Origin of the sequence: Aeromonas sp. 3P (assembly GCF_051919745.1) — a bacterium.
Taxonomy (GTDB): Bacteria; Pseudomonadota; Gammaproteobacteria; order Enterobacterales; family Aeromonadaceae; genus Aeromonas; species Aeromonas veronii.
Window position 1 is genome coordinate 2,807,160 of the sequence record NZ_JBQBED010000001.1, and the last position, 19,659, is coordinate 2,826,818.

The 19,659-nt window shown below is 56.6% G+C and carries 19 protein-coding genes; 1 reads left to right on the plus strand and 18 read right to left on the minus strand.

Going from position 1 to position 19,659, the window contains the following annotated elements:
• Positions 1-4: 4 nt before the first annotated feature.
• The 18 genes from ACTG19_RS12880 to mioC all read right to left on the minus strand — a co-directional run bounded on the left by ACTG19_RS12880 (position 5) and on the right by mioC (position 17,089).
• Positions 5-544: a polysaccharide biosynthesis/export family protein gene (locus ACTG19_RS12880; RefSeq protein WP_201963337.1), complete on the minus strand. Its 540-nt coding sequence runs from the start codon at positions 542-544 to the stop codon at positions 5-7.
• 1 nt (position 545) lies between these two features.
• Positions 546-1,901, minus strand: coding sequence for an outer membrane beta-barrel protein (locus ACTG19_RS12885; protein WP_439989140.1), 1,356 nt, complete (start codon positions 1,899-1,901; stop codon positions 546-548).
• Positions 1,885-3,288, minus strand: a complete 1,404-nt coding sequence (locus ACTG19_RS12890; protein WP_439989141.1) for an undecaprenyl-phosphate glucose phosphotransferase — start codon at positions 3,286-3,288, stop codon at positions 1,885-1,887. Before ACTG19_RS12890 ends, ACTG19_RS12885 begins: the two co-directional genes overlap by 17 nt.
• Before the next feature lie 20 nt (positions 3,289-3,308).
• On the minus strand, positions 3,309-4,676 hold the full coding sequence (gene glmU / locus ACTG19_RS12895; protein ID WP_439989142.1) for a bifunctional UDP-N-acetylglucosamine diphosphorylase/glucosamine-1-phosphate N-acetyltransferase GlmU: 1,368 nt from the start codon (positions 4,674-4,676) through the stop codon (positions 3,309-3,311).
• 94 nt (positions 4,677-4,770) lie between these two features.
• On the minus strand, positions 4,771-5,199 hold the full coding sequence (locus tag ACTG19_RS12900) for a F0F1 ATP synthase subunit epsilon (protein WP_005339345.1): 429 nt from the start codon (positions 5,197-5,199) through the stop codon (positions 4,771-4,773).
• An 18-nt stretch (positions 5,200-5,217) separates the two neighbouring features.
• The gene (gene atpD, locus ACTG19_RS12905) at positions 5,218-6,606 is read right to left on the minus strand and encodes a F0F1 ATP synthase subunit beta (protein ID WP_005339344.1); all 1,389 of its coding nucleotides are present in this window, start codon (positions 6,604-6,606) and stop codon (positions 5,218-5,220) included.
• Between the two features lie 33 nt (positions 6,607-6,639).
• On the minus strand, positions 6,640-7,506 hold the full coding sequence (gene atpG / locus ACTG19_RS12910) for a F0F1 ATP synthase subunit gamma (RefSeq protein ID WP_005339343.1): 867 nt from the start codon (positions 7,504-7,506) through the stop codon (positions 6,640-6,642).
• A gap of 43 nt (positions 7,507-7,549) precedes the next feature.
• Complete coding sequence (gene atpA / locus ACTG19_RS12915; RefSeq protein WP_005339342.1) at positions 7,550-9,091, minus strand: F0F1 ATP synthase subunit alpha; 1,542 nt, start codon at positions 9,089-9,091, stop codon at positions 7,550-7,552.
• A gap of 15 nt (positions 9,092-9,106) precedes the next feature.
• The gene (atpH, locus tag ACTG19_RS12920; protein WP_005339341.1) at positions 9,107-9,640 is read right to left on the minus strand and encodes a F0F1 ATP synthase subunit delta; all 534 of its coding nucleotides are present in this window, start codon (positions 9,638-9,640) and stop codon (positions 9,107-9,109) included.
• Positions 9,641-9,653: 13 nt separating this feature from the next.
• Positions 9,654-10,124 carry a F0F1 ATP synthase subunit B gene (atpF, locus tag ACTG19_RS12925; RefSeq protein WP_005339336.1) on the minus strand — a complete coding sequence of 157 codons (471 nt, stop codon included), beginning with the start codon at positions 10,122-10,124 and terminating at the stop codon, positions 9,654-9,656.
• 54 nt (positions 10,125-10,178) lie between these two features.
• A complete protein-coding gene (gene atpE / locus ACTG19_RS12930) occupies positions 10,179-10,421 on the minus strand; it encodes a F0F1 ATP synthase subunit C (RefSeq protein WP_005307205.1) in 243 nt (80 codons plus the stop codon).
• Between the two features lie 58 nt (positions 10,422-10,479).
• Positions 10,480-11,262: a F0F1 ATP synthase subunit A gene (gene atpB, locus ACTG19_RS12935; protein WP_005339335.1), complete on the minus strand. Its 783-nt coding sequence runs from the start codon at positions 11,260-11,262 to the stop codon at positions 10,480-10,482.
• An 8-nt stretch (positions 11,263-11,270) separates the two neighbouring features.
• A complete protein-coding gene (locus ACTG19_RS12940) occupies positions 11,271-11,681 on the minus strand; it encodes an ATP synthase subunit I (RefSeq protein WP_162628463.1) in 411 nt (136 codons plus the stop codon).
• A gap of 190 nt (positions 11,682-11,871) precedes the next feature.
• Entirely contained in the window at positions 11,872-12,780 is a 909-nt protein-coding gene (locus ACTG19_RS12945; protein ID WP_005342343.1) for a ParB/RepB/Spo0J family partition protein, read from the minus strand.
• Positions 12,777-13,580: a ParA family protein gene (locus ACTG19_RS12950; RefSeq protein WP_005357226.1), complete on the minus strand. Its 804-nt coding sequence runs from the start codon at positions 13,578-13,580 to the stop codon at positions 12,777-12,779. The genes ACTG19_RS12945 and ACTG19_RS12950 overlap by 4 nt, the downstream gene beginning before the upstream one ends.
• A gap of 26 nt (positions 13,581-13,606) precedes the next feature.
• Positions 13,607-14,233: a 16S rRNA (guanine(527)-N(7))-methyltransferase RsmG gene (gene rsmG / locus ACTG19_RS12955; RefSeq protein ID WP_031227633.1), complete on the minus strand. Its 627-nt coding sequence runs from the start codon at positions 14,231-14,233 to the stop codon at positions 13,607-13,609.
• A gap of 8 nt (positions 14,234-14,241) precedes the next feature.
• Positions 14,242-16,131, minus strand: coding sequence for a tRNA uridine-5-carboxymethylaminomethyl(34) synthesis enzyme MnmG (mnmG, locus tag ACTG19_RS12960; RefSeq protein WP_058056584.1), 1,890 nt, complete (start codon positions 16,129-16,131; stop codon positions 14,242-14,244).
• A gap of 508 nt (positions 16,132-16,639) precedes the next feature.
• Positions 16,640-17,089 carry an FMN-binding protein MioC gene (gene mioC, locus ACTG19_RS12965; protein ID WP_033138545.1) on the minus strand — a complete coding sequence of 150 codons (450 nt, stop codon included), beginning with the start codon at positions 17,087-17,089 and terminating at the stop codon, positions 16,640-16,642.
• A gap of 396 nt (positions 17,090-17,485) precedes the next feature.
• Here mioC and ACTG19_RS12970 point away from each other — a divergent pair, with 396 nt between their 5' ends.
• Positions 17,486-19,582: a TonB-dependent siderophore receptor gene (locus tag ACTG19_RS12970; RefSeq protein WP_439989143.1), complete on the plus strand. Its 2,097-nt coding sequence runs from the start codon at positions 17,486-17,488 to the stop codon at positions 19,580-19,582.
• Positions 19,583-19,659: the final 77 nt, after the last annotated feature.

Sequence of the window (19,659 nt, forward strand, 5' to 3'; positions counted from 1 at the left end):
TGGATCAGAAGAAACTTTGTTCGATGGTGATGATGTCGCCGGGATTGAGCTGCCGTTGCAGGCTCACCTCTTCCAGCAACTGATCGCTGCCATTGAGGCGCAGGCTGATATCCCGTCTGGCGGCGCGATCGGTGAAACCACCCGCCAACGCGACAGCCTTCTCCACCGTCAGGCCGGGCTGGTATTCATAGCCACCCGGGTGAGCCACCTCGCCAGCAACAAACACCTGGCGGAAAGTGGTCACGTTGACCGTCACCATGGGGTCGAGCAGCACGCCGTGCTTGAGCCCTCTGGTCAGCAGCTCGGCCACCTCAGTGGTGGTGTGCCCCATCAGCAGCACCTGACCCAGATAGGGGTAATTGACGTGGCCACTGGTATCGACCTTGAACTTCATCGACAGATCCGGCTCGCCATACACCCGGATTTCGACCTCGTCCCCCGGCGCCAGCCGGTAGGCGGAATCGTTGCCTTGCGGGCTCTGGCCAGCCCAGACCGACAGGCTGAACAACCAGCCAAGCAGAAGCACCATCACGCTTTTGTTCATGTTAAATGGCTACCTTGAGTGAAAGAGAAAGCTGTTGTTTGTCGTAACCGAGGGCCCGGCCATAACAATTGCCACCGATGTCGATGGGCTGCCCGGCAAAGCTGGAACCGGAGTCGGCCTGCTGGTAGTGGAGCCCCAGATTGACGGAGGGACGAATGTCGTAGCTGATGCCCATGCCCCAGCGATGGATGTCATCCTGACGGTGGCGGTTGTCGTTACCACAGACCACCGACTGGTGATAATCATCCCGGATATCGTGATAAGAGAGCATGGTCGCCACTCTGGGTGACCAGTGGTGCTGCCACTCGGCGCCATATAGCTGGCTGCTGACGTAGCCGCCGTCACCACCCGGATCACGAATGGTCCGGCTGGAGAGCAGCGCGAGCTTGCTGTAATCGAGCGGTTGCCACTCCAGACGCAGATCCCAGTTCAGCCCTTTGAAACTCTCCGCCTGCGGATCGTTGACGAAACGCTTGTAGATCCCGCCGATATTGGCATCGATCCGGGTCTTGCCGGTCAGCTGGCTCATCACCCCTGTGATGAGAAAAAACTCGTCGGAATCCTTGCGCGGATTGGCCGGATAGCGTCGCAGATTGGTCTGCAGGGTGTAACGAAAACGGCTGACATGGCTCACCTGATCGAACAGCTCGACAATGGCGGTGTTCTCCTGCCACTCCTGCTCGGCCATATAGCGCTCAAAGTCATGCAGGTAGAGGTGCTTGTCGAGATAGCCCAGATCCTTGTGGGAGAGCGCCAGCTCCAGCTTGCCTCTGGCATCGGGAGCGCCGTAACTGTAGCGGCCACCCACTTCGCTGCGTTTGAAGCGCAGCGGCTCATTTATCTGAAATCTGCCGAATGTGGCATCACCACAGAGCGCACGACCTTTCTTATCAGCGTCGCTGGGACAAGGAGAGGCATCTCCCTGCAACATAAAGCCTTCGGTCAGCCCCTCGCCACGCGCCTCATGGCCCAGCCGATACTGGTACATCAGCTTGAAGGCGTTGCGCAGGGAGAAGCGCCAGCTGCCGTCAAACTGGAACTGGTGATCGGCATAGTCATCCGCATGGCTGCTGCCATAGCGACGATAATCACCCAGATAGCTGAACTGATAGCGATCCAGGCCGCGTTCGCCCACCATGCGAAATTCCGGGGTGATCCCGACGAAATCGGAGCCAATCGCCTGACCATTGTCACGCAGCCACAACAGGTTGCTGTCGTGGCCGTAACGGCTCTCCACCTCGGTCTGGATCTCCAGACCAAGCGGCCCCTGATGGGATACGGGGGTGACCTCGGCGCGGACTGAAAGAGAGGGGGAGAGCAGCAGTCCGGCGCAAACGAGGCTAGTAAGCGGATGCACCGACAAACCCTTTGAATACAGTCAGGAAAATGACTTTGAAATCCAGTCCGAGCGACCAGTACTGGATGTACTTGAGATCGAACTTGACCCGCATCTCCATCTTGTCGAGGGTGTCGGTTTCACCACGAAATCCATTTATCTGGGCCAGCCCGGTAATCCCCGGTTTGACCTTGTGGCGCAGCATGTAACGCTCCACCAGTGAGCGGTACTGCTCATTGTGCGCCACGGCATGGGGACGCGGCCCCACGATCGACATGGAACCCTGAATCACATTGAAAAATTGCGGCAGCTCATCCAGCGAGGTACGACGCAAAAACGCACCGAATGGCGTCACTCTGGGATCGCCTCTGGTTGCCTGAGTCACCACGGCATCATTCTCCATGACGCGCATGGAGCGGAATTTCCAGACCTGGATCCGTTTCCCCCCCAGGCCGTAGCGATCCTGCTTGAAGAGCACAGGTCCGGGTGAAGAGAGACGCACCCCGAGCGCCACCAGCGCCATGACCGGAGAGATGAGCAGCAGGATGAGTGAACCCAGCACCAGATCTTCAATCCGTTTGAGCAGGGCGGCGCCACCTTCAAACGGGGAATCGAAAAAGCTGAAGGTATAGATATCGCCCACCCGATCGATGTGGGATACGGTCAGGCCGTACTCGTAGAAATCGGGTACCAGATAGGTATCGACCGTGGTATCGGAGAGTTCGTAGAGGTAGTTATTGATGCGCTCTCGGGCAGTCAGGGGCAGCGCCAGATAGACTTCGTCGACCAGCCCTTTGCGGGCCAGCTCGAGCAGCTCGTCGACATCACCCAACAGAGGACTGCGAGTCGGGTAACCGAAGCGCTCTTCGCTGCGGGCATCGAAAAATCCGAGCATCTGGATAGCGTGACGCGGACTCTCCCAGAGGGATTTCTCCAGCGCCAGTCCGGCCGGAGTCACGCCAATGATGGCCACACGACGACAACAGGAAGCACCGCTGAACCAGAGGGTCACCAGTTGGTACAGCACCCGATAACCGGTGGAAATAAGGCAGGCCATGGCAAGCCAGAGCACAGCCAGCTCCAGCGGGAAAGGGTGGTAAGGTTTGAAGAGGGGAACCAGATAGACCAGCAGGTAGAGCAGGGTCGCGGTTACCAACCAGGAGAAGATGAGGCGCAGCAGAGACTGCGCCAAATATTTACGAACCCGGCTGCAATAAAGCCCGGTATTCTGGGAAACCAGAAAGAAGACCACCATGCCCAGCGTGGTCAGAGACATCTCGTCCAACCCATGAAACAAACCAAAGTGCCGCGAGAGCAGCACCATTGAGACTGAAATTCCCACCAAATCGACAAAGCGGGAAAACAGACTGTGGCTCGCATCTGCGAGCTTGATAATTCGCTTGTTCATGGGTCGCCTTCATACTGATATCACTTATCAGTTTTCTTGACCGGACGAGCCCAGTTCTTGATATGGCGCTGGGGTACCCGGGTAATCACGAGTTCATGTTCGCCCACGTCCTTGGTAATAGTAGAGCCGGCACCCAGGGTGGCCCCCTTGCCGATGCGAACAGGCGCTACTAGTTGGGTATCAGAACCGACGAATACATCATCCTCGATGATGGTCTGGAATTTGTTGACCCCGTCGTAGTTGCAGGTGATGGTACCGGCTCCGATATTCACCCCGGCACCGATCTCGGCATCACCCAGATAGGTCAGATGACCGCACTTGGAACCGACACCAAGACGGGCCTTCTTCATCTCGACGAAGTTGCCAACGTGCGCATCCTGCTCCAGAACCGCCCCCGGACGCAAGCGGGTAAACGGACCCACTGAGCACTGATCCGCCACCTGTGCACCCTCGATGACCGAGTAGGGTTTCACCTCGGTGTGATCGCCAATGACACAATCTTTCAGTACGCAACCGGCTCCGATACGAACGTGATTGCCGAGAGTCACCTTGCCCTCAATGATGACGTTTGCATCAATAACAACCTCTTCACCAATTTCCAAAACCCCACGCAAATCAAAGCGTGCGGGGTCGATCATGGTTGCACCTGCAATCATAAGTTTCTCGGCCTGCATCTGCTGATAGCTACGTTCAAGCTGAGCCAATTGCACCCGATTGTTGGCCCCTTCCACTTCAGCGGCGCGCTCCGGATGAACGGCGGCAATCGGGCAATTATCGCCGCGAGCCATCGCGATCACATCGGTCAGATAGAACTCGCCCTGGGCGTTTTTGTTGTCGAGACGAGACAACCATTGACGCAACTGGCCCCCATTGGCCACCAGCACGCCGGTATTCACCTCACGGATCGCCAGCTGTTCGGCATTGGCATCCTTCTGCTCAACGATACCGACCACCAGACCGTTTTCACGGACGATGCGGCCATAGCCGGTGGGGTTGTCCAGCACCACGGTCAGCAGTGCCATCCCGTTTTCCGCTTTGGCGGCGAGCAAGCGCTGCAGGGTCTCGGGCTGGATCAGCGGGGTATCGCCGTAGAGCACCAGCACGTCGTCTTCATCCTTCCAGAACGGGATGGCCTGGGCGACGGCGTGACCTGTCCCCAGCTGCTGAGCTTGCAGCACCCAGTTCACATCAGCCGCCACGATCCGCTCTTTCAGCAGCTCGGCACCGTGGCCATAGACCAGATGCAGCTGCTCGGCACCGACCTGACGTGCAGTATCGATCACATGGGAAACCATAGGTTTGTTGGCTACCGGGTGCAGTACCTTGGGCAGGGAAGAGCGCATGCGGGTACCTTTACCCGCAGCCAGGATCACGACGTTGAGGGACATAAATTGACCTTTGGAACATGAGGAAATACTCGGCGGAGTCTATCCAACGGGTAAAAAAAAAGCGACCCGAAGGTCGCTTTTTACATCACCGTTATTAGCGGTAATTCTTTTTGACGATATCGATGACTCGCAGTTGAGCCATCGCCTTGGCCAGCTCGGTGGCGGCCTGGGCGTAGTCGATATCACCATGGGAGCTGTGGATCCGCTCTTCGGCTGCGCGCTTGGCTTCCTGGGCTTTCGCCTCATCCAAGTCGTCAGCACGAATCGCGGTGTCCGCCAGCACGGTCACGGATTCAGGTTGTACTTCCAGCATACCGCCGGAGATGTACAGCACCTCTTCAGTTCCGTTCTGCTTCACCAAGCGGACCAGGCCCGGCTTGATGGCAGTCAGCAACGGAGCATGACCGTGGCGGAGACCCAACTCACCTTCGGAGCCTGATACCTGAGCAGATTGCACGCGACCGGAAAACAGTTTTCCTTCGGCGCTCACCACGTCCAGGTGAAAGGAGATCATCTCTGCCATGGGCCCTCCTGTCGAGGCTTACAGTTTCTTGGATTTCTCGACGACTTCGTCGATACCGCCAACCATGTAGAACGCCTGCTCGGGCAGATCGTCATACTCGCCTTTCAGGATGCCCTGGAAACCACGGATGGTCTCTTTCAGCGGCACGTATTTACCCGGAGAACCGGTAAACACTTCTGCTACGAAGAACGGCTGGGACAGGAAACGCTCGATCTTACGGGCACGGGCTACGGTCAGTTTGTCTTCTTCTGACAGTTCATCCATACCCAGGATGGCGATGATGTCCTTCAGCTCTTTGTAGCGCTGCAGTACGGTTTGAACGCCACGAGCGGTCTCGTAGTGCTCTTTGCCAACCACCAGCGGATCCAGCTGACGAGAGGTAGAGTCCAGCGGGTCAACGGCCGGGTAGATACCCAGTGCCGCGATTTGACGGGACAGTACGACGGTCGCATCCAGGTGGGCGAAGGTGGTCGCCGGAGACGGGTCAGTCAAGTCATCCGCAGGAACGTAAACGGCCTGTACGGAGGTGATGGAACCGGTCTTGGTGGAGGTGATACGTTCTTGCAGAACACCCATCTCCTCGGCCAGGGTCGGCTGGTAACCTACTGCGGAAGGCATACGGCCCAGCAGTGCGGATACTTCGGTACCGGCCAGGGTGTAACGGTAGATGTTATCTACGAAGAACAGTACGTCACGACCTTCGTCACGGAACTTCTCGGCCATGGTCAGGCCGGTCAGCGCAACGCGCAGACGGTTTCCGGGCGGCTCGTTCATCTGACCGTAAACCAGAGATACTTTGTCCAGTACGTTGGACTCCATCATCTCGTGGTAGAAGTCGTTACCCTCACGGGTACGCTCACCTACACCGGCGAACACAGAGTAACCACTGTGCTCGATCGCGATGTTACGGATCAGCTCCATCATGTTTACGGTTTTGCCTACACCGGCACCACCGAACAGACCAACTTTACCACCCTTGGCGAACGGGCATACCAGGTCGATAACCTTGATGCCGGTCTCCAGCAGATCGTTGCTGTTGGACTGATCTTCGTAGCTGGGGGCAGCGCGGTGGATAGACCAGCACTCTTCTTCACCGATCGGACCTTTTTCGTCGATTGGCTCACCCAGTACGTTCATGATCCGACCCAGAGTCGCAGTACCGACCGGAACCTGGATGGATTTACCGCTATTCACTACTTCCAACCCACGACGCAGACCGTCGGAGGAGCCCATGGTGATGCAACGAACGACGCCGCCACCGATCTGTTGCTGAACTTCCAGCACCAGACCCTGGCCTTGACCTTCGCTAACGACCTTCAGTGCATCGTACACCTGGGGCACGGCATTCTGCGGGAACTCGATGTCCACCACAGCGCCGATGATTTGGACGATGAAACCGTTACTCATGTCAAATCCTCTAAACCTTTGATAACCCTTGCCTTACACCGCAGCAGCACCGGATACGATCTCTGTCAGCTCCTGGGTAATACTGGCCTGACGGGCCTTGTTGTATACCAGTTGCAGATCGTTAATCAGGTTACCGGCGTTGTCAGTCGCGGCTTGCATGGCAACCATTCGGGCTGCCTGTTCACTTGCCAAGTTTTCCACTACACCCTGGTAAACCTGAGATTCGACGTAGCGAACCAGCAGGGTATCCAGCAGCTTCTTGGGATCCGGCTCATAGAGGTAATCCCAGTGGTGTTTCTTGGCGAGCTTGCTGTCTTCAGTTACGGGCAAAGGCAGCAGTTGATCGACCCGTGGTTGCTGCACCATGGTGTTGACGAACTTGTTGTACACCAGATACAGCTTGTCAATCTCACCGTTGTCGTAAGCCTTCAGCATGACCTTGACTGAACCAATCAGGTCATTGACGCTCGGACTATCGCCCAGTCCTGCGACATGAGCTTTAACCTTGGCGCCGTGCCGTTCAAAGAAGTTGGAGGCCTTGTTACCGATCAGTGCCAGGTCAACCTTGGCACCTTTCGCGCTCCATTGCTTCATATCATTGAGGGCAGCCTTGAACAGGTTGATGTTCAGACCACCACACAGGCCACGGTCGGTGGAGACGACGATGTAACCCACTCGCTTGACCTCACGTTCGATGAGGTAGGGGTGCTTGTATTCCAAGTTCCCCTGAGCGATATGGCCGATCACCTTGCGCATGGTTTCAGCGTACGGACGGCTGGCAGACATGCGTTCCTGCGCACGGCGCATTTTGCTTGCTGCCACCATTTCCATAGCGCCGGTGATCTTCTGAGTGTTTTTCACACTCCCGATCTTGTTACGTATCTCTTTTGCGCCGGCCATCTCTTACTCTCCATCAAGTGGCAGCTCACGCTGCCACACACGCTTACCAGGTCTGGGTTGCTTTGAAGCTATCCAGCAACGCAGTCAGCTTGCCAACGATCGCGTCGTTGTAGTCGGCTTTGGCATTGATTTCAGCCATCAGCTCGGCATGCTGGGTATTGGCGTAAGAGAGCAGAGCGGCTTCGAAGTCGACGATTTTGTTCAGCTCGACATCGGAGAGATAGCCTTTCTCGGCAGCGAACAGCACCAGAGACTGGTGAGCCACGCTCAGCGGAGAGTACTGCTTCTGCTTCATCAGCTCGGTCACTTTCACACCGTGATCCAGCTGCTTGCGAGTCGCCTCGTCCAGATCGGAAGAGAACTGGGCGAAGGCCGCCAGTTCGCGATACTGGGCCAGCGCGGTACGGATACCACCGGACAGCTTCTTGACGATCTTGGTCTGAGCAGCACCACCTACACGGGATACAGAGATACCCGGGTCAACCGCCGGACGAATACCGGAGTTGAACAGCTGTGAAGTCAGGAAGATCTGACCATCGGTGATGGAGATCACGTTGGTCGGAACGAACGCAGATACGTCACCAGCCTGGGTTTCGATGATCGGCAGCGCGGTCAGAGAGCCGGTCTTGCCTTTCACTTCACCCTTGGTGAACTTCTCTACGTACTCGGCGTTAACGCGAGCAGCACGCTCCAGCAGACGGGAGTGCAGATAGAAAACGTCACCCGGGTAAGCTTCACGTCCTGGCGGACGGCGCAGCAGCAGGGAGATCTGGCGATAAGCTACGGCCTGTTTGGACAGGTCATCATAGATGATCAGCGCGTCTTCACCGCGGTCACGGAAGTACTCACCCATGGAGCAACCGGCATACGGAGCCAGGTACTGCAGAGCAGCCGCTTCGGAGGCAGAGGCAACCACCACGATGGTGTTGGCCAGGGCACCGTGCTCTTCCAGCTTGCGCACCACGTTGGCGATGGTGGAGGCCTTCTGGCCAATCGCAACGTAGACACACTTAATGCCGGAATCTTTCTGGTTGATGATGGTGTCGATCGCGATGGCGGTCTTACCAACCTGACGGTCACCGATGATCAGCTCACGCTGGCCACGACCGATAGGGATCATGGCATCGATGGCTTTCAGACCGGTCTGGACCGGCTGGTCAACAGACTTACGCTCGATAACGCCCGGTGCGATCACTTCGATCGGCGAGAAGCCGTCGTTGTCGATCGGACCTTTACCGTCGATCGGCTGACCCAGGGTGTTCAACACCCGGCCCAACAGACCACGACCTACCGGCACTTCCAGAATGCGGCCAGTACCTTTTACTTTCATTCCTTCTGACAGACCGTCATAGGAACCCATAATCACCGCACCGACGGAGTCACGCTCCAGGTTCAATGCCAGAGCGTAGCGGTTGCCCGGCAGCTCGATCATCTCACCCTGCATGGCATCAGCCAGGCCGTGAATACGAATGATACCGTCGCTCACAGAGACGATAGTACCTTCGTTACGCGCTTCGCTCTTTACATCAAACTGCGCAATGCGCTGCTTGATCAGCTCGGCGATTTCAGTGGAATTCAGTTGCATGCTCTAATACCCCAATCAAGATTGCAGCGCGTCAGCCATGCGATCCAGCTTACCGCGGACTGTGCCGTCGATTACCAGATCACCGGCCTTGATGAGCACCCCGGCCATCAAGGACGCATCGATGCTGCAATTCAGCTTCACTTTGCGCGCGAGACGTTGTTCCAGAGAAGCCTGAATATTGGCTTTCTGCTGGTCGGTCAGTTCGATCGCCGAAATCACGTCAGCCTGAACCTCTTTATCCAGTTCAGCTTTGAACGCTACAAATTCAGCAACGACCGCCGGCAGCACACCCAAGCGACCATTCTCGGCCATCACCCGGATCAGGTTCTGGCCATGCACGTCGAGTTGCTCACCGCAGACACCGACAAACAGCGTTGCCAGCTCTTCGGCGGCCACAGAGCCGTTTACCAGGTTGTGCATGGTCTCGTTTTCCACTACTTGCGCAGCGAAACCGAGCATACCCAGCCACTGGTCAACCGCCTTGTGCTCAACGGCAAACTCGAAAGCAGCCTTGGCGTAGGGGCGAGCGATTGTAGTCAGTTCAGACATAGCCCCGTTCCCGTTACAGTTCTGCTACCAGTTTGTCGACGATGTCGCTGTTGGCAGCCTGGTCGATTTGACGCGCCAGGATCTTCTCTGCACCAGCAATGGCAAGAGCAGCAACCTGCTTACGCAGTTCTTCTTTGGCACGATGACGTTCAGCTTCGATCTCGGCACGGCCCTGAGCCAGGATTTTTTCCCGCTCAGACTGGGCACCAGCGGCAGCTTCATCAATGATCTGGGCTTTACGTTTGTTAGCCTGCTCAATGATTTCAGCAGCCTGCAGCTTGGCTTCTTTCAGCTGATCGGTGGCGTTGGCCTTGGCCAAATCCAGATCTTTCTTGGCACGTTCGGCAGAAGAGAGACCGTCAGCAATAGCTTTCTGACGGGCTTCGATGGCAGCAATCAGCGGCGGCCATACGTACTTCATGCAAAACACTACGAAGAAGAAAAAAGCAATTGCTTGGCCGAGGAGGGTGGCATTGATATTCACAGCCGATGTCCTCTTAAGTTAGTTAATGGGTTATGCCTGGAGAGTCGTAACGACTTAGCCAGCAACCGCAAACATCACGTACAGACCCAGACCAACGGCGATCATCGGGATCGCATCCACCAGACCCATTACGATGAAGAACTGGGTACGCAGAACAGGGATCAGATCCGGTTGACGAGCAGCACCTTCCAGGAACTTGCCACCCAGGATACCGATACCGATGGAAGCGCCGATAGCAGCCAGACCCATCATCATTGCAGCAGCGATGTACAGCAGGTCCATGTTCAAGTTTTCCATGAGGATCTCCAGTTATTTAGATGTAATTGATTGTATAAAAAGGATTATTTGAGTTGCATCAACCATGGTCTTCCTGCGCCATCGACAGATAGACGATGGTCAGAACCATGAAAATGAATGCCTGCAAAGTGATGATCAGGATGTGGAAAATTGCCCAAGGCACGGACAGGATCCACTGTGACCACCAGGGTAACAAACCAGCAATCAGGATAAAGATCAGTTCGCCAGCATACATGTTGCCGAACAGTCGAAGACCCAGAGAAACAGGTTTGGAAATCAGCGTAACAGTTTCCAGGATGAGGTTAACCGGGATGGCCGCCGGGTGGTTGAAAGGCTGAAGCGTCAGCTCCTTCACAAACCCGCCGATACCCTTGACCTTGATGCTGTAATACAGGATCAAGAAGAACACGCCCAAAGCCATGGACATGGTGATGTTAACGTCAGCAGAGGGAACCACACGCAGATAGGGAATACCCATCAATTGTGCAGCGTGAGGGATAAAGTCAACGGGGATCAGATCCATGAAGTTCATCAGGAAGATCCACACAAACACCGTCAGCCCCAAAGGTGCGATGACCTTGTTGCGACCGTGAAAGATGTCTTTGACGTTACCATTCACAAACTCGACCAGCATCTCCACAAAGCACTGCAGCTTACCCGGCACCCCGCTGGTAGCGTTAACGGCTACTTTGCGGAACAGCAGGATAAACAGGGCGCCTAGCACGACGGAAAATACCATTGAGTCGATATTGACCGTCCAGAACCCGGACCCGACTTGAAGGTGGGTCAGGTGGTGGGAGATATATCCCTGAGGAGTCAGGACTTCTCCGGTTGCAGACATGAGTTTTCCTAATAGTGGTTGTTAAGCGTGAATGAAACCATCCACTGTACAACGAGGGCGAGGATATAAGTGGCGAAAAACGAGACGGTAACGACCTCGACTCCCGCACCAAACATCAGGGCGAATAGACCTGTTGTAGAAATGAGCTTAATCCCTGCCCCACCATAAAAGTCCCGCAAAACCAGGCCCACACTCTCGGTTGTCACCTCGCGGCGCAGCACCCAGACAGTAAACAAGGCTTGAGGAACCCAGTACATCCCCCCTCCGTAGAGGGCGGAATAACCGGCGCTGGCACCAGTCAGGTAAAACCAGACGGCACTCATCGCCAGGATCAGGATGAGCTGACAAACGAGCATAACCAAGGCCAGTGTCAAACCTTCCAAGGCTATTTTCTGCTTCACCAACCTACCCCTGAACATTACAGAACTGTAAAAAATCGGGATCCGAAGACCCCATGTTAACAGCTCTTAAAGCCGGTCAAATTATACCCTTGAGGGCAGCTATTGCAATATGACAAAAATCCTTAATTTTTGCGGCTTTCCGCGGCAAATCAGGGTTATGGTCATATCAAAAGGAATGGATGTTTTATTACTACAAAAAGCGTAAAAATCACGATTCCGACACGCCAAAATAGCCCAATATACGGTCCAAATCGGACAAATTCTCGTAACTTATTACTAACTTCCCGCTATCCCGCTTGCCAGGCTGAAGTTGCACCTGATTGCCAATTTTTTCTGCCAGTTGGCGCTCCAGGTAGCCGATCTGCGGATCACGGGCCGGTTCGACCCTGGCTTTTGCCGGTTCGAGCGCTTTTTGCACCAGCTTCTCGGTATCGCGTACGGTCAGCCCTTTCTGGGCAACCAGCTTGGCCAGTTCAGACTGGGCCTGCCCGCTCAGGGCCAGCAGGGCACGGGCATGGCCCATGTCGAGGTCGCCATGCTCGACGAAACGCTTCACGTCGTCGTTGAGCTGGTTGAGACGCAACAGGTTGGTCACCGTGGTGCGGGACTTGCCCACCGCCTCGGCCACCTGCTGGTGGGTGAGTTCAAATTCGGTCAGCAGTCTTTGTAGAGCGACCGCCTCTTCGATGGCATTAAGGTCTTCCCGCTGAATATTCTCAATCAGCGCGATGGCGACGGCAGCCTCGTCGGGTACATCCTTGACGATACAGGGCACCACCTCGAGCCGCGCCAGCTGGGACGCGCGCCAGCGCCGTTCACCGGCGATGATTTCGAAGGATTGTTCGCCGAGAGGGCGTACCACGATGGGCTGGATCACCCCTTGGGCGCGGATGGAGTTGGCAAGCTCTTCCAGTGCATCCTGGGACATGTCCTTGCGGGGCTGGTACTTGCCGGACTGCAACCACTCCACCGGCAGCTTGCGCAGCTCGCCCTGATTGGTGGGGGCCATGGCCTCTTCAGTACGTTGATCGCTCATCACCTGTTTCTGGCGGGCAGCCGTGCTGGTACTGAGCAGGGCATCCAGCCCCTTGCCCAGTCCACGTTTTTTCGGAGTCATATGCTCTCTCGGTCTGCGATGGTCGCCTGACGTTCCTGCTCCTGGCGGCGCAGGATCTCGCCAGCCAGTGCCAGGTAGGCCTTGGCGCCCACCGATGATTTGTCATAGTGCATGGCCGGGGCACCGAAACTCGGGGCCTCAGCCAGTCTAACGTTGCGGGGAATGATGGTGCGGTAGACTTTGTCGCCAAAGTGCTGTTTTAGCTGATCGGACACATCATTGGCCAGCCGGTTGCGGTGATCGAACATGGTGCGCAGCACCCCTTCGATCTTGAGCTCCGGATTGACCACGGCGGCCAGCTTGCTGATGGTGTCGACCAGGGCGGTGAGCCCCTCCAGCGCGTAATATTCGCACTGCATGGGCACCAGCACGGAGTCGGCGGCGGCCATGGCGTTCACGGTCAGCATGTTGAGAGAGGGCGGGCAGTCGATGAAGACGTAGTCGTATTTGTCCCGCACCGAGGCCAGCGCATTGCGCAGGCGGATTTCGCGGGCGAAAAATTCCATCAGACGGATTTCAGCCGCGGTCACGTCGGCGTTGGCGGCAATCAGGTGATAGCCCCCGGTGGTTTCGGGGATGATCACTTCGCTGATGGGGGCATCCTCGATCAGCAGCTCATAGGCGGTGCGCTCGACGTCATACTTGTCGACACCGCTGCCCATGGTGGCATTGCCCTGCGGATCCAGATCGATCACCAGCACCTTGCGCCGGGTGGCAGCCATGGAGGCGGCCAGATTCACACAGGTGGTGGTTTTACCCACTCCACCCTTCTGGTTGGCTATGGCGATGACTTTTCCCACACGATCCCCTAAATGAAACTGCGACCCTATTCGGGCTGGATATGTTTGAATTCCAGCAGATGACGTTCGCCTTCCAGCTCCGGCACCCGCAACTCATGACAGGCTACCAGACGGATATTGGCAGGCAACTGGGCCAGCTCCTGCTCGGGATATTGTCCCTTGAGCGCCAGGAAGCTGCCCTGTTCTGACGGCAGGTGGTGACACCAGCTCAGCATGTCCTCCAGAGAGGCAAATGCCCGACTCAGTACACCATCAAATCCCACCTCGGGTTGATACTCTTCAACCCGGGATTTGACCGGCGTCACATTGGTCAGACCCAGCTCCTGGATCACCTGGCGGATGAAGTTGATCCGCTTGCCCAGACTGTCGAGCAGGACGAACTGCTTGTCCGGATTGATGATCGCCAGCGGCAATCCCGGCAGGCCGGGACCTGTCCCCACATCGATGAAGCGCTCACCGTGCAAGTGGGGGCTTACCACCAGACTATCGAGGATATGCTTGACCAGCATGGCGTCCGGATCTCGCACCGAGGTGAGATTGTAAGCCTTGTTCCACTTGTGCAGCAACTCGACCAACTGCACCAGTTGGCTCTTTTGGGTATCGGTGATAACAATTTCGGCCTGCTTGAGCAGGCCGTTCAATCTTTCCAACATGGGATTCCTCAGGCGGTTTTACGCAGCAGGCCGTGTTTTTTCAGGTGAACCAGCAGGATGGATATGGCCGCCGGGGTGATGCCGGAGATGCGGGAAGCCTGACCAATGGTCTGCGGCTTGGCATCGTTCAGCTTGGCTTTCACCTCGTTGGAGAGGCCGTTCACCTCGCGATAGTCCAGATCCAGCGGCAGCAGGGTGTTCTCGTTGCGCAGCTGCTTTTCCACTTCATCGTGCTGACGCTCGATGTAACCGGCGTACTTGATCTGGATCTCAACCTGTTCGGCCGCGGCAGGATCGGTCACGGAAGGGCCGACCCCTTCGATGGCCATCAGCGCATCATAGGTCACCTCGGGGCGACGCAGCAGCTCTTCCAGACTCTGTTCGCGGGTCAGCGGGGTGTTGACCAGGGCGTTGACTGCCTCCAGTGACGGATGTTGCGGGTGGATCCAGGTTGAACGCATGCGCTGACGCTCCAGCTCGACCTGTTCCATCTTGGCGTTGAATTTGCTCCAGCGCTCGTCATCCACCAGACCCAGTTCGCGACCGATGGCAGTCAGGCGGATATCGGCGTTGTCTTCCCGCAGCAGCAGGCGATATTCGGCGCGGCTGGTGAACATGCGGTAAGGCTCGCGGGTCCCCAGGGTGGAGAGATCGTCCATCATCACTCCCATGTAGGCCTGATCCCGACGCGGGTTCCAGGGATCCTTGTCCTGGGCACGCAGGGCCGCGTTCAGGCCGGCCATCAGGCCTTGTGCCGCCGCCTCTTCGTAGCCGGTCGTGCCGTTGATCTGGCCGGCAAAGAACAGATTTGGAATGCACTTGCTCTCCATGTTGGCCTTGAGATCCCGCGGATCAAAGAAATCGTACTCGATGGCATAACCCGGGCGGGTGATGTGGGCGTTCTCGAAGCCGCGCACGGAGCGAACGATCTGCACCTGCACGTCAAACGGCAGGCTGGTGGAGATCCCGTTCGGGTAAAGCTCGTGGGTGGTCAGGCCTTCCGGCTCGACGAAGATCTGGTGCGCCGTCTTGTCGGCGAAACGGGTGATCTTGTCTTCGATCGACGGGCAGTAGCGCGGGCCGATCCCTTCGATGACCCCGGCGTACATGGGGCTGCGATCCAGGTTATTGCGGATCACTTCGTGGGTACGCTCGTTGGTGTGGGTGACGTAGCAGGGCACCTGACGGGGATGCTGGCTGGCATCGCCAATAAACGAGAAGACCGGACGAGGATCGTCGCCGTGCTGCTCCTGCATTACGGAGAAATCGACGCTGCGGGCATCGATGCGCGGCGGGGTGCCCGTCTTGAGACGATCGATGCGCAGCGGCAGCTCACGCAGGCGCTGGGCCAGAGCGATCGAGGGAGGATCCCCGGCACGGCCGCCCTTGTAGTTTTCCATCCCGATGTGGATCAAACCATTCAGGAAGGTACCGACCGTCAGCACCACAGTTTTGCCGCTGATGCGGATCCCGCTTTGGGTGACCACACCGGCAACACGATCCCCGTCCATGATCAGATCGTCACAGGCTTGCTGGAAGATCTTCAGGTTCGGGTAATTCTCCAGCATCTGGCGAACGACGGCCTTGTAGAGCAGGCGATCCGCCTGGGCACGGGTGGCTCGCACTGCCGGGCCCTTGGAGGAGTTGAGGGTGCGGAACTGGATCCCGCCAAGATCGATGGCACGTGCCATGATCCCGCCGAGTGCGTCAACTTCCCTGACCAGGTGTCCCTTGCCGATCCCGCCGATCGCCGGATTACAGGACATGTGTCCCAGCGTATCGATATTGTGGGTCAGCAACAGGGTGTTCATGCCCATACGGGCTGCCGCTGTTGCTGCTTCGGTTCCGGCATGACCGCCACCGACGACGATCACATCAAATTGTTCATGGTATTGCATTGGGATCACCTTGATCTGCACGCCTGAAGATCTTTATTTGCCTGGGCTAAAGGGCGGAACATTCTATCTGTTTCGCGTCCTGAGGGGAACGTCTACTTAACGTTCAGTATGAAGGGAGGATCCACTAATTAGATCTTAAGGATCTTTAGATCGATCTTTTACTGGATCTCTTATTAGGATCCGCCCTTTCTGTTGATAAGCACTTTTTGATCATAAAGATCATTAATTTAAGGACGATCCTAGCTTGTGGAAAAGCTTGGATCCTGGCCCGGTGAACGAGGGGATAACCAGGACTTTTATACACAGAGGTCTGTCGGTCTGGATCTAATACATGGATAACTATAGGTTTTGCAGAGCTTTACACCGTAGTTATGCACATTACCCCTGGGCGTTGTGGGTAACCTTGTAGAACAACTCCCCCGGATCAATCTGTTAATAACATGGTGGATAGTCGATCTGGGGATAAGTGGGGAGATCAAGCTTTTTTTCAGGATCTCCCGCACGCTGATCAGGCGATCATCGTCATCCAGTCGCGGATCCACACTTCTGCGGCATCTTCGGGGATCTCGTGTTGGGTCACATCGATGTCGAGCCGCTCGCCGATCCGGCTGGCACCGCACTCGGCCAGCAGCCGATCCAGCGTCTTGCCACCCTGGCAAAAGGTGTCATAACTGCTGTCGCCAAGGGCGATCACGCCATATTTCAATGAATTAAGATCCGGATGCTGCTCGGCAAGATCCTTGGCGAAGGGTTGCAGGTTGTCGGGCACATCCCCGGCACCATGGGTGGAAGTGACCACCAGCAGGATGGATCCCGCATCATCCAGCACCTCTGCCAGCTTGGCCGGGTTGTGGATGCGGGTCTGGTGGCCAGCCTGTTCCAGCAGGTTGGCGACGTGGTCTGCGACATATTCGGCGGCGCCCAGCATGGAGCCGACGACGAGATTGAGTTTGGCCATGGAATGGATCCTGATTTCAGACAAAGAAACGGAAAGCCGGATTCTACCGCCAAAGGGTGTGGATAAATATGGATAAAGCTTGGGGATAATGGATCCAGTCAGATAATGCAGCCGGATCCATCCTGCCGATCTTTTTTCTGCTTCTTTATATTCCTCTTCATTTTCTTCTCCGCTAATGGCTCTCCTGATGACGCCCATCCCCCGCGAAATCCTGCCAACGATGCAGCTAGATAACAATGTAGATGCAAATGATTAGCAATTATTGAATCGATTCGATCACGGCTCCTGTAGTACGATTGCGCTGCTTTATTCGCCCATGGAACAGGGTGATGTCGTGACAAACGACCACAAATAACAATTAAAACAACATAACTCATTGATAAACGAGACTTTAATATGATTGCGCAAAAATACACTACAGGCCCCGGCAAGAAGGGCGCCTTCGGCGTGCTTTCGCTCTCCGGTTTGCTCGTCTCTCTGCCGCTGATGGCCGAACAAACCACCGCTGAGCTGCCCAAAGCCAGCGAAACCATGGTGGTGACCGGTACGGCCATGAAGGTGGAAGTGCCTATGGCCGAGACCCCTCGCGCCGTCTCCGTGGTTAATCGCGAGGAACTGGATCAGCACGCCGTGTTGCAGCTGGATGAAGCGATTCGCTACCGTTCCGGCGTATTGACCGGTCTCTATGGATCCGACAACAACACCGACTGGTTCAAGGTGCGTGGCTTCGATGCCGCCTCTTATCTGGATGGCAACCGCTTGTTTGGCACCGGCTACTACGTCTGGACGCCGGAACCGTTCGGTCTGGAGAGTGTGGAAGTGCTGAAGGGGCCAGCCTCGATCCTTTACGGTGAGGCGCCTCCGGGCGGGGTGATCAATGCCATCAGCAAGCGACCGACCGCCACGCCGCAAGGGCAGGTAGATCTGCAGCTTGGCAGCCGGGATCATCGTCAGGTCGGGGTGGATGTCTCTGACGCGCTCTCCGACAACAGCCGCTACCGCATGGTTGCTCTTTATAAAGAGCGTGATGGTGTGCTTACCGGTACTTACAACGATCGGGTTTATCTGGCGCCCAGCATCACCTTCGATCTTTCGGATCGTACCAGTCTGACCCTGCTGGCCAGCTTCCTGCACGACGAAGGGGTCCCGACCAACGGCTTCTTCCCGGTCTATGGCACCCTGAATACGTCAGGTGGCCAGATTGATCCCTCCACCAACCTGAGTCAGCCGGATTACGATAGCAACCGCAATGCCCAGATCTCCACCGGTTATGAGCTGGCCCACCAGCTCAACCAGACTTGGGAGTTCAAGCAGAACGTCCGCTTCAACTATAACGATCTGCTGCTGCGCCAGACCTATATCTTCCCGACCTATGAAGGCACAACCGCCAGTCGTGGCCTGGTTTACCGCGATGGCAATACCAAGAGTGCCACCATGGACAACCAGATGGTGGGCTACTGGAACACCGACAGCACCGAGCAGACCTTGTTGCTGGGGGTTGATCTGCAGCGTCATGTCAATGAAGGGGTCGAGGCCGACAACTACGGTATGGGCTCCATCAATACCATGAACCCGGATTACAGCGGCTTCCCCGGTTTTGACGAATCGACCGCCACTCACCAGAAGAGCAGCAAGGGCCAGAGCGGCCTCTATGCCCAGCACCAGATCCGCTGGGACGATCGCTGGTTGCTGACTGCCGGTGGCCGTTTTGACTATGTGGAGACCCACAACACCAATACCAGCAAGGACGAGCGCCAGTACGATCACGAGCTATCCCTCTCGGGCAGCCTGATGTATCTGGCTGACAACGGCCTCTCTCCCTACTTTGCCTATGCCGAGTCGTTCGAGGTGCTGCCGGGGATCGATCCTAACACCCGAAACTCCTACAAGCCGCTCAAGGGCAAGCTCTACGAGACCGGCGTGAAGTATGCGCCTGCCTTCCTCGACGGTTACATCAATCTGGCGCTGTTCGATCTGGCCCAGACCAACTCGCTGGTCTCTACCGGTTCCGGCCAGCAGACCCAGGCGGGTGAAGTGACCTCTCAGGGGGTTGAGCTGGAAGGGAGCGTGCAGGTGACCGATGCACTGCGTCTGACCGCTGCTTATACCTACACCGATGCCAAAACTAACGACACCGGCAGTGGCGATCGACGTGCCAGCCTGATCCCGCGGCACCAGGCCTCCTTCTGGGATAACTACAAGGTGCAGCAAGGGGTGGCTTCGGGTCTGGAGCTGGGGACCGGTGTGCGTTATATCGGTTCCAGCGTGGGTATTGGCGCCGTGAATGCGGACTATACCCCCATCTACGGCTCTGCCGAGGTGCCGGCCCATACCGTCTGGGATGCGATGATCGGGTATGACTTTGCCAAGAACTGGCGTGCCCAGCTCAACGTCAACAACCTGCTGGGTGAAACCTACGTGGCCAGTTGTGACTACTACTGCTACTACGGCGAGCCGCGCAGCGTAGTGGGCAGCATCAACTACCGCTGGTAATCGAAGTCGGGCGGGAACCGGATTCCCGCCCTTCTTTTCACCCGCAGTTGTTCTGATCTCTCTGGAATACCGGTCCG

Coding starts and splice junctions, on each gene's coding strand:
- ACTG19_RS12880 (WP_201963337.1), bottom strand. CDS start 544: ATGAACAAAAGCGTGATGGTGCTTCTGCTTGGCTGGTTGTTCAGCCTG.
- ACTG19_RS12890 (WP_439989141.1), bottom strand. CDS start 3,288: ATGAACAAGCGAATTATCAAGCTCGCAGATGCGAGCCACAGTCTGTTT.
- glmU (WP_439989142.1), bottom strand. CDS start 4,676: ATGTCCCTCAACGTCGTGATCCTGGCTGCGGGTAAAGGTACCCGCATG.
- ACTG19_RS12900 (WP_005339345.1), bottom strand. CDS start 5,199: ATGGCAGAGATGATCTCCTTTCACCTGGACGTGGTGAGCGCCGAAGGA.
- atpD (WP_005339344.1), bottom strand. CDS start 6,606: ATGAGTAACGGTTTCATCGTCCAAATCATCGGCGCTGTGGTGGACATC.
- atpG (WP_005339343.1), bottom strand. CDS start 7,506: ATGGCCGGCGCAAAAGAGATACGTAACAAGATCGGGAGTGTGAAAAAC.
- atpA (WP_005339342.1), bottom strand. CDS start 9,091: ATGCAACTGAATTCCACTGAAATCGCCGAGCTGATCAAGCAGCGCATT.
- atpH (WP_005339341.1), bottom strand. CDS start 9,640: ATGTCTGAACTGACTACAATCGCTCGCCCCTACGCCAAGGCTGCTTTC.
- atpE (WP_005307205.1), bottom strand. CDS start 10,421: ATGGAAAACTTGAACATGGACCTGCTGTACATCGCTGCTGCAATGATG.
- atpB (WP_005339335.1), bottom strand. CDS start 11,262: ATGTCTGCAACCGGAGAAGTCCTGACTCCTCAGGGATATATCTCCCAC.
- ACTG19_RS12940 (WP_162628463.1), bottom strand. CDS start 11,681: ATGTTCAGGGGTAGGTTGGTGAAGCAGAAAATAGCCTTGGAAGGTTTG.
- ACTG19_RS12945 (WP_005342343.1), bottom strand. CDS start 12,780: ATGACTCCGAAAAAACGTGGACTGGGCAAGGGGCTGGATGCCCTGCTC.
- rsmG (WP_031227633.1), bottom strand. CDS start 14,233: ATGTTGGAAAGATTGAACGGCCTGCTCAAGCAGGCCGAAATTGTTATC.
- mnmG (WP_058056584.1), bottom strand. CDS start 16,131: ATGCAATACCATGAACAATTTGATGTGATCGTCGTCGGTGGCGGTCAT.
- mioC (WP_033138545.1), bottom strand. CDS start 17,089: ATGGCCAAACTCAATCTCGTCGTCGGCTCCATGCTGGGCGCCGCCGAA.
- ACTG19_RS12970 (WP_439989143.1), top strand. CDS start 17,486: ATGATTGCGCAAAAATACACTACAGGCCCCGGCAAGAAGGGCGCCTTC.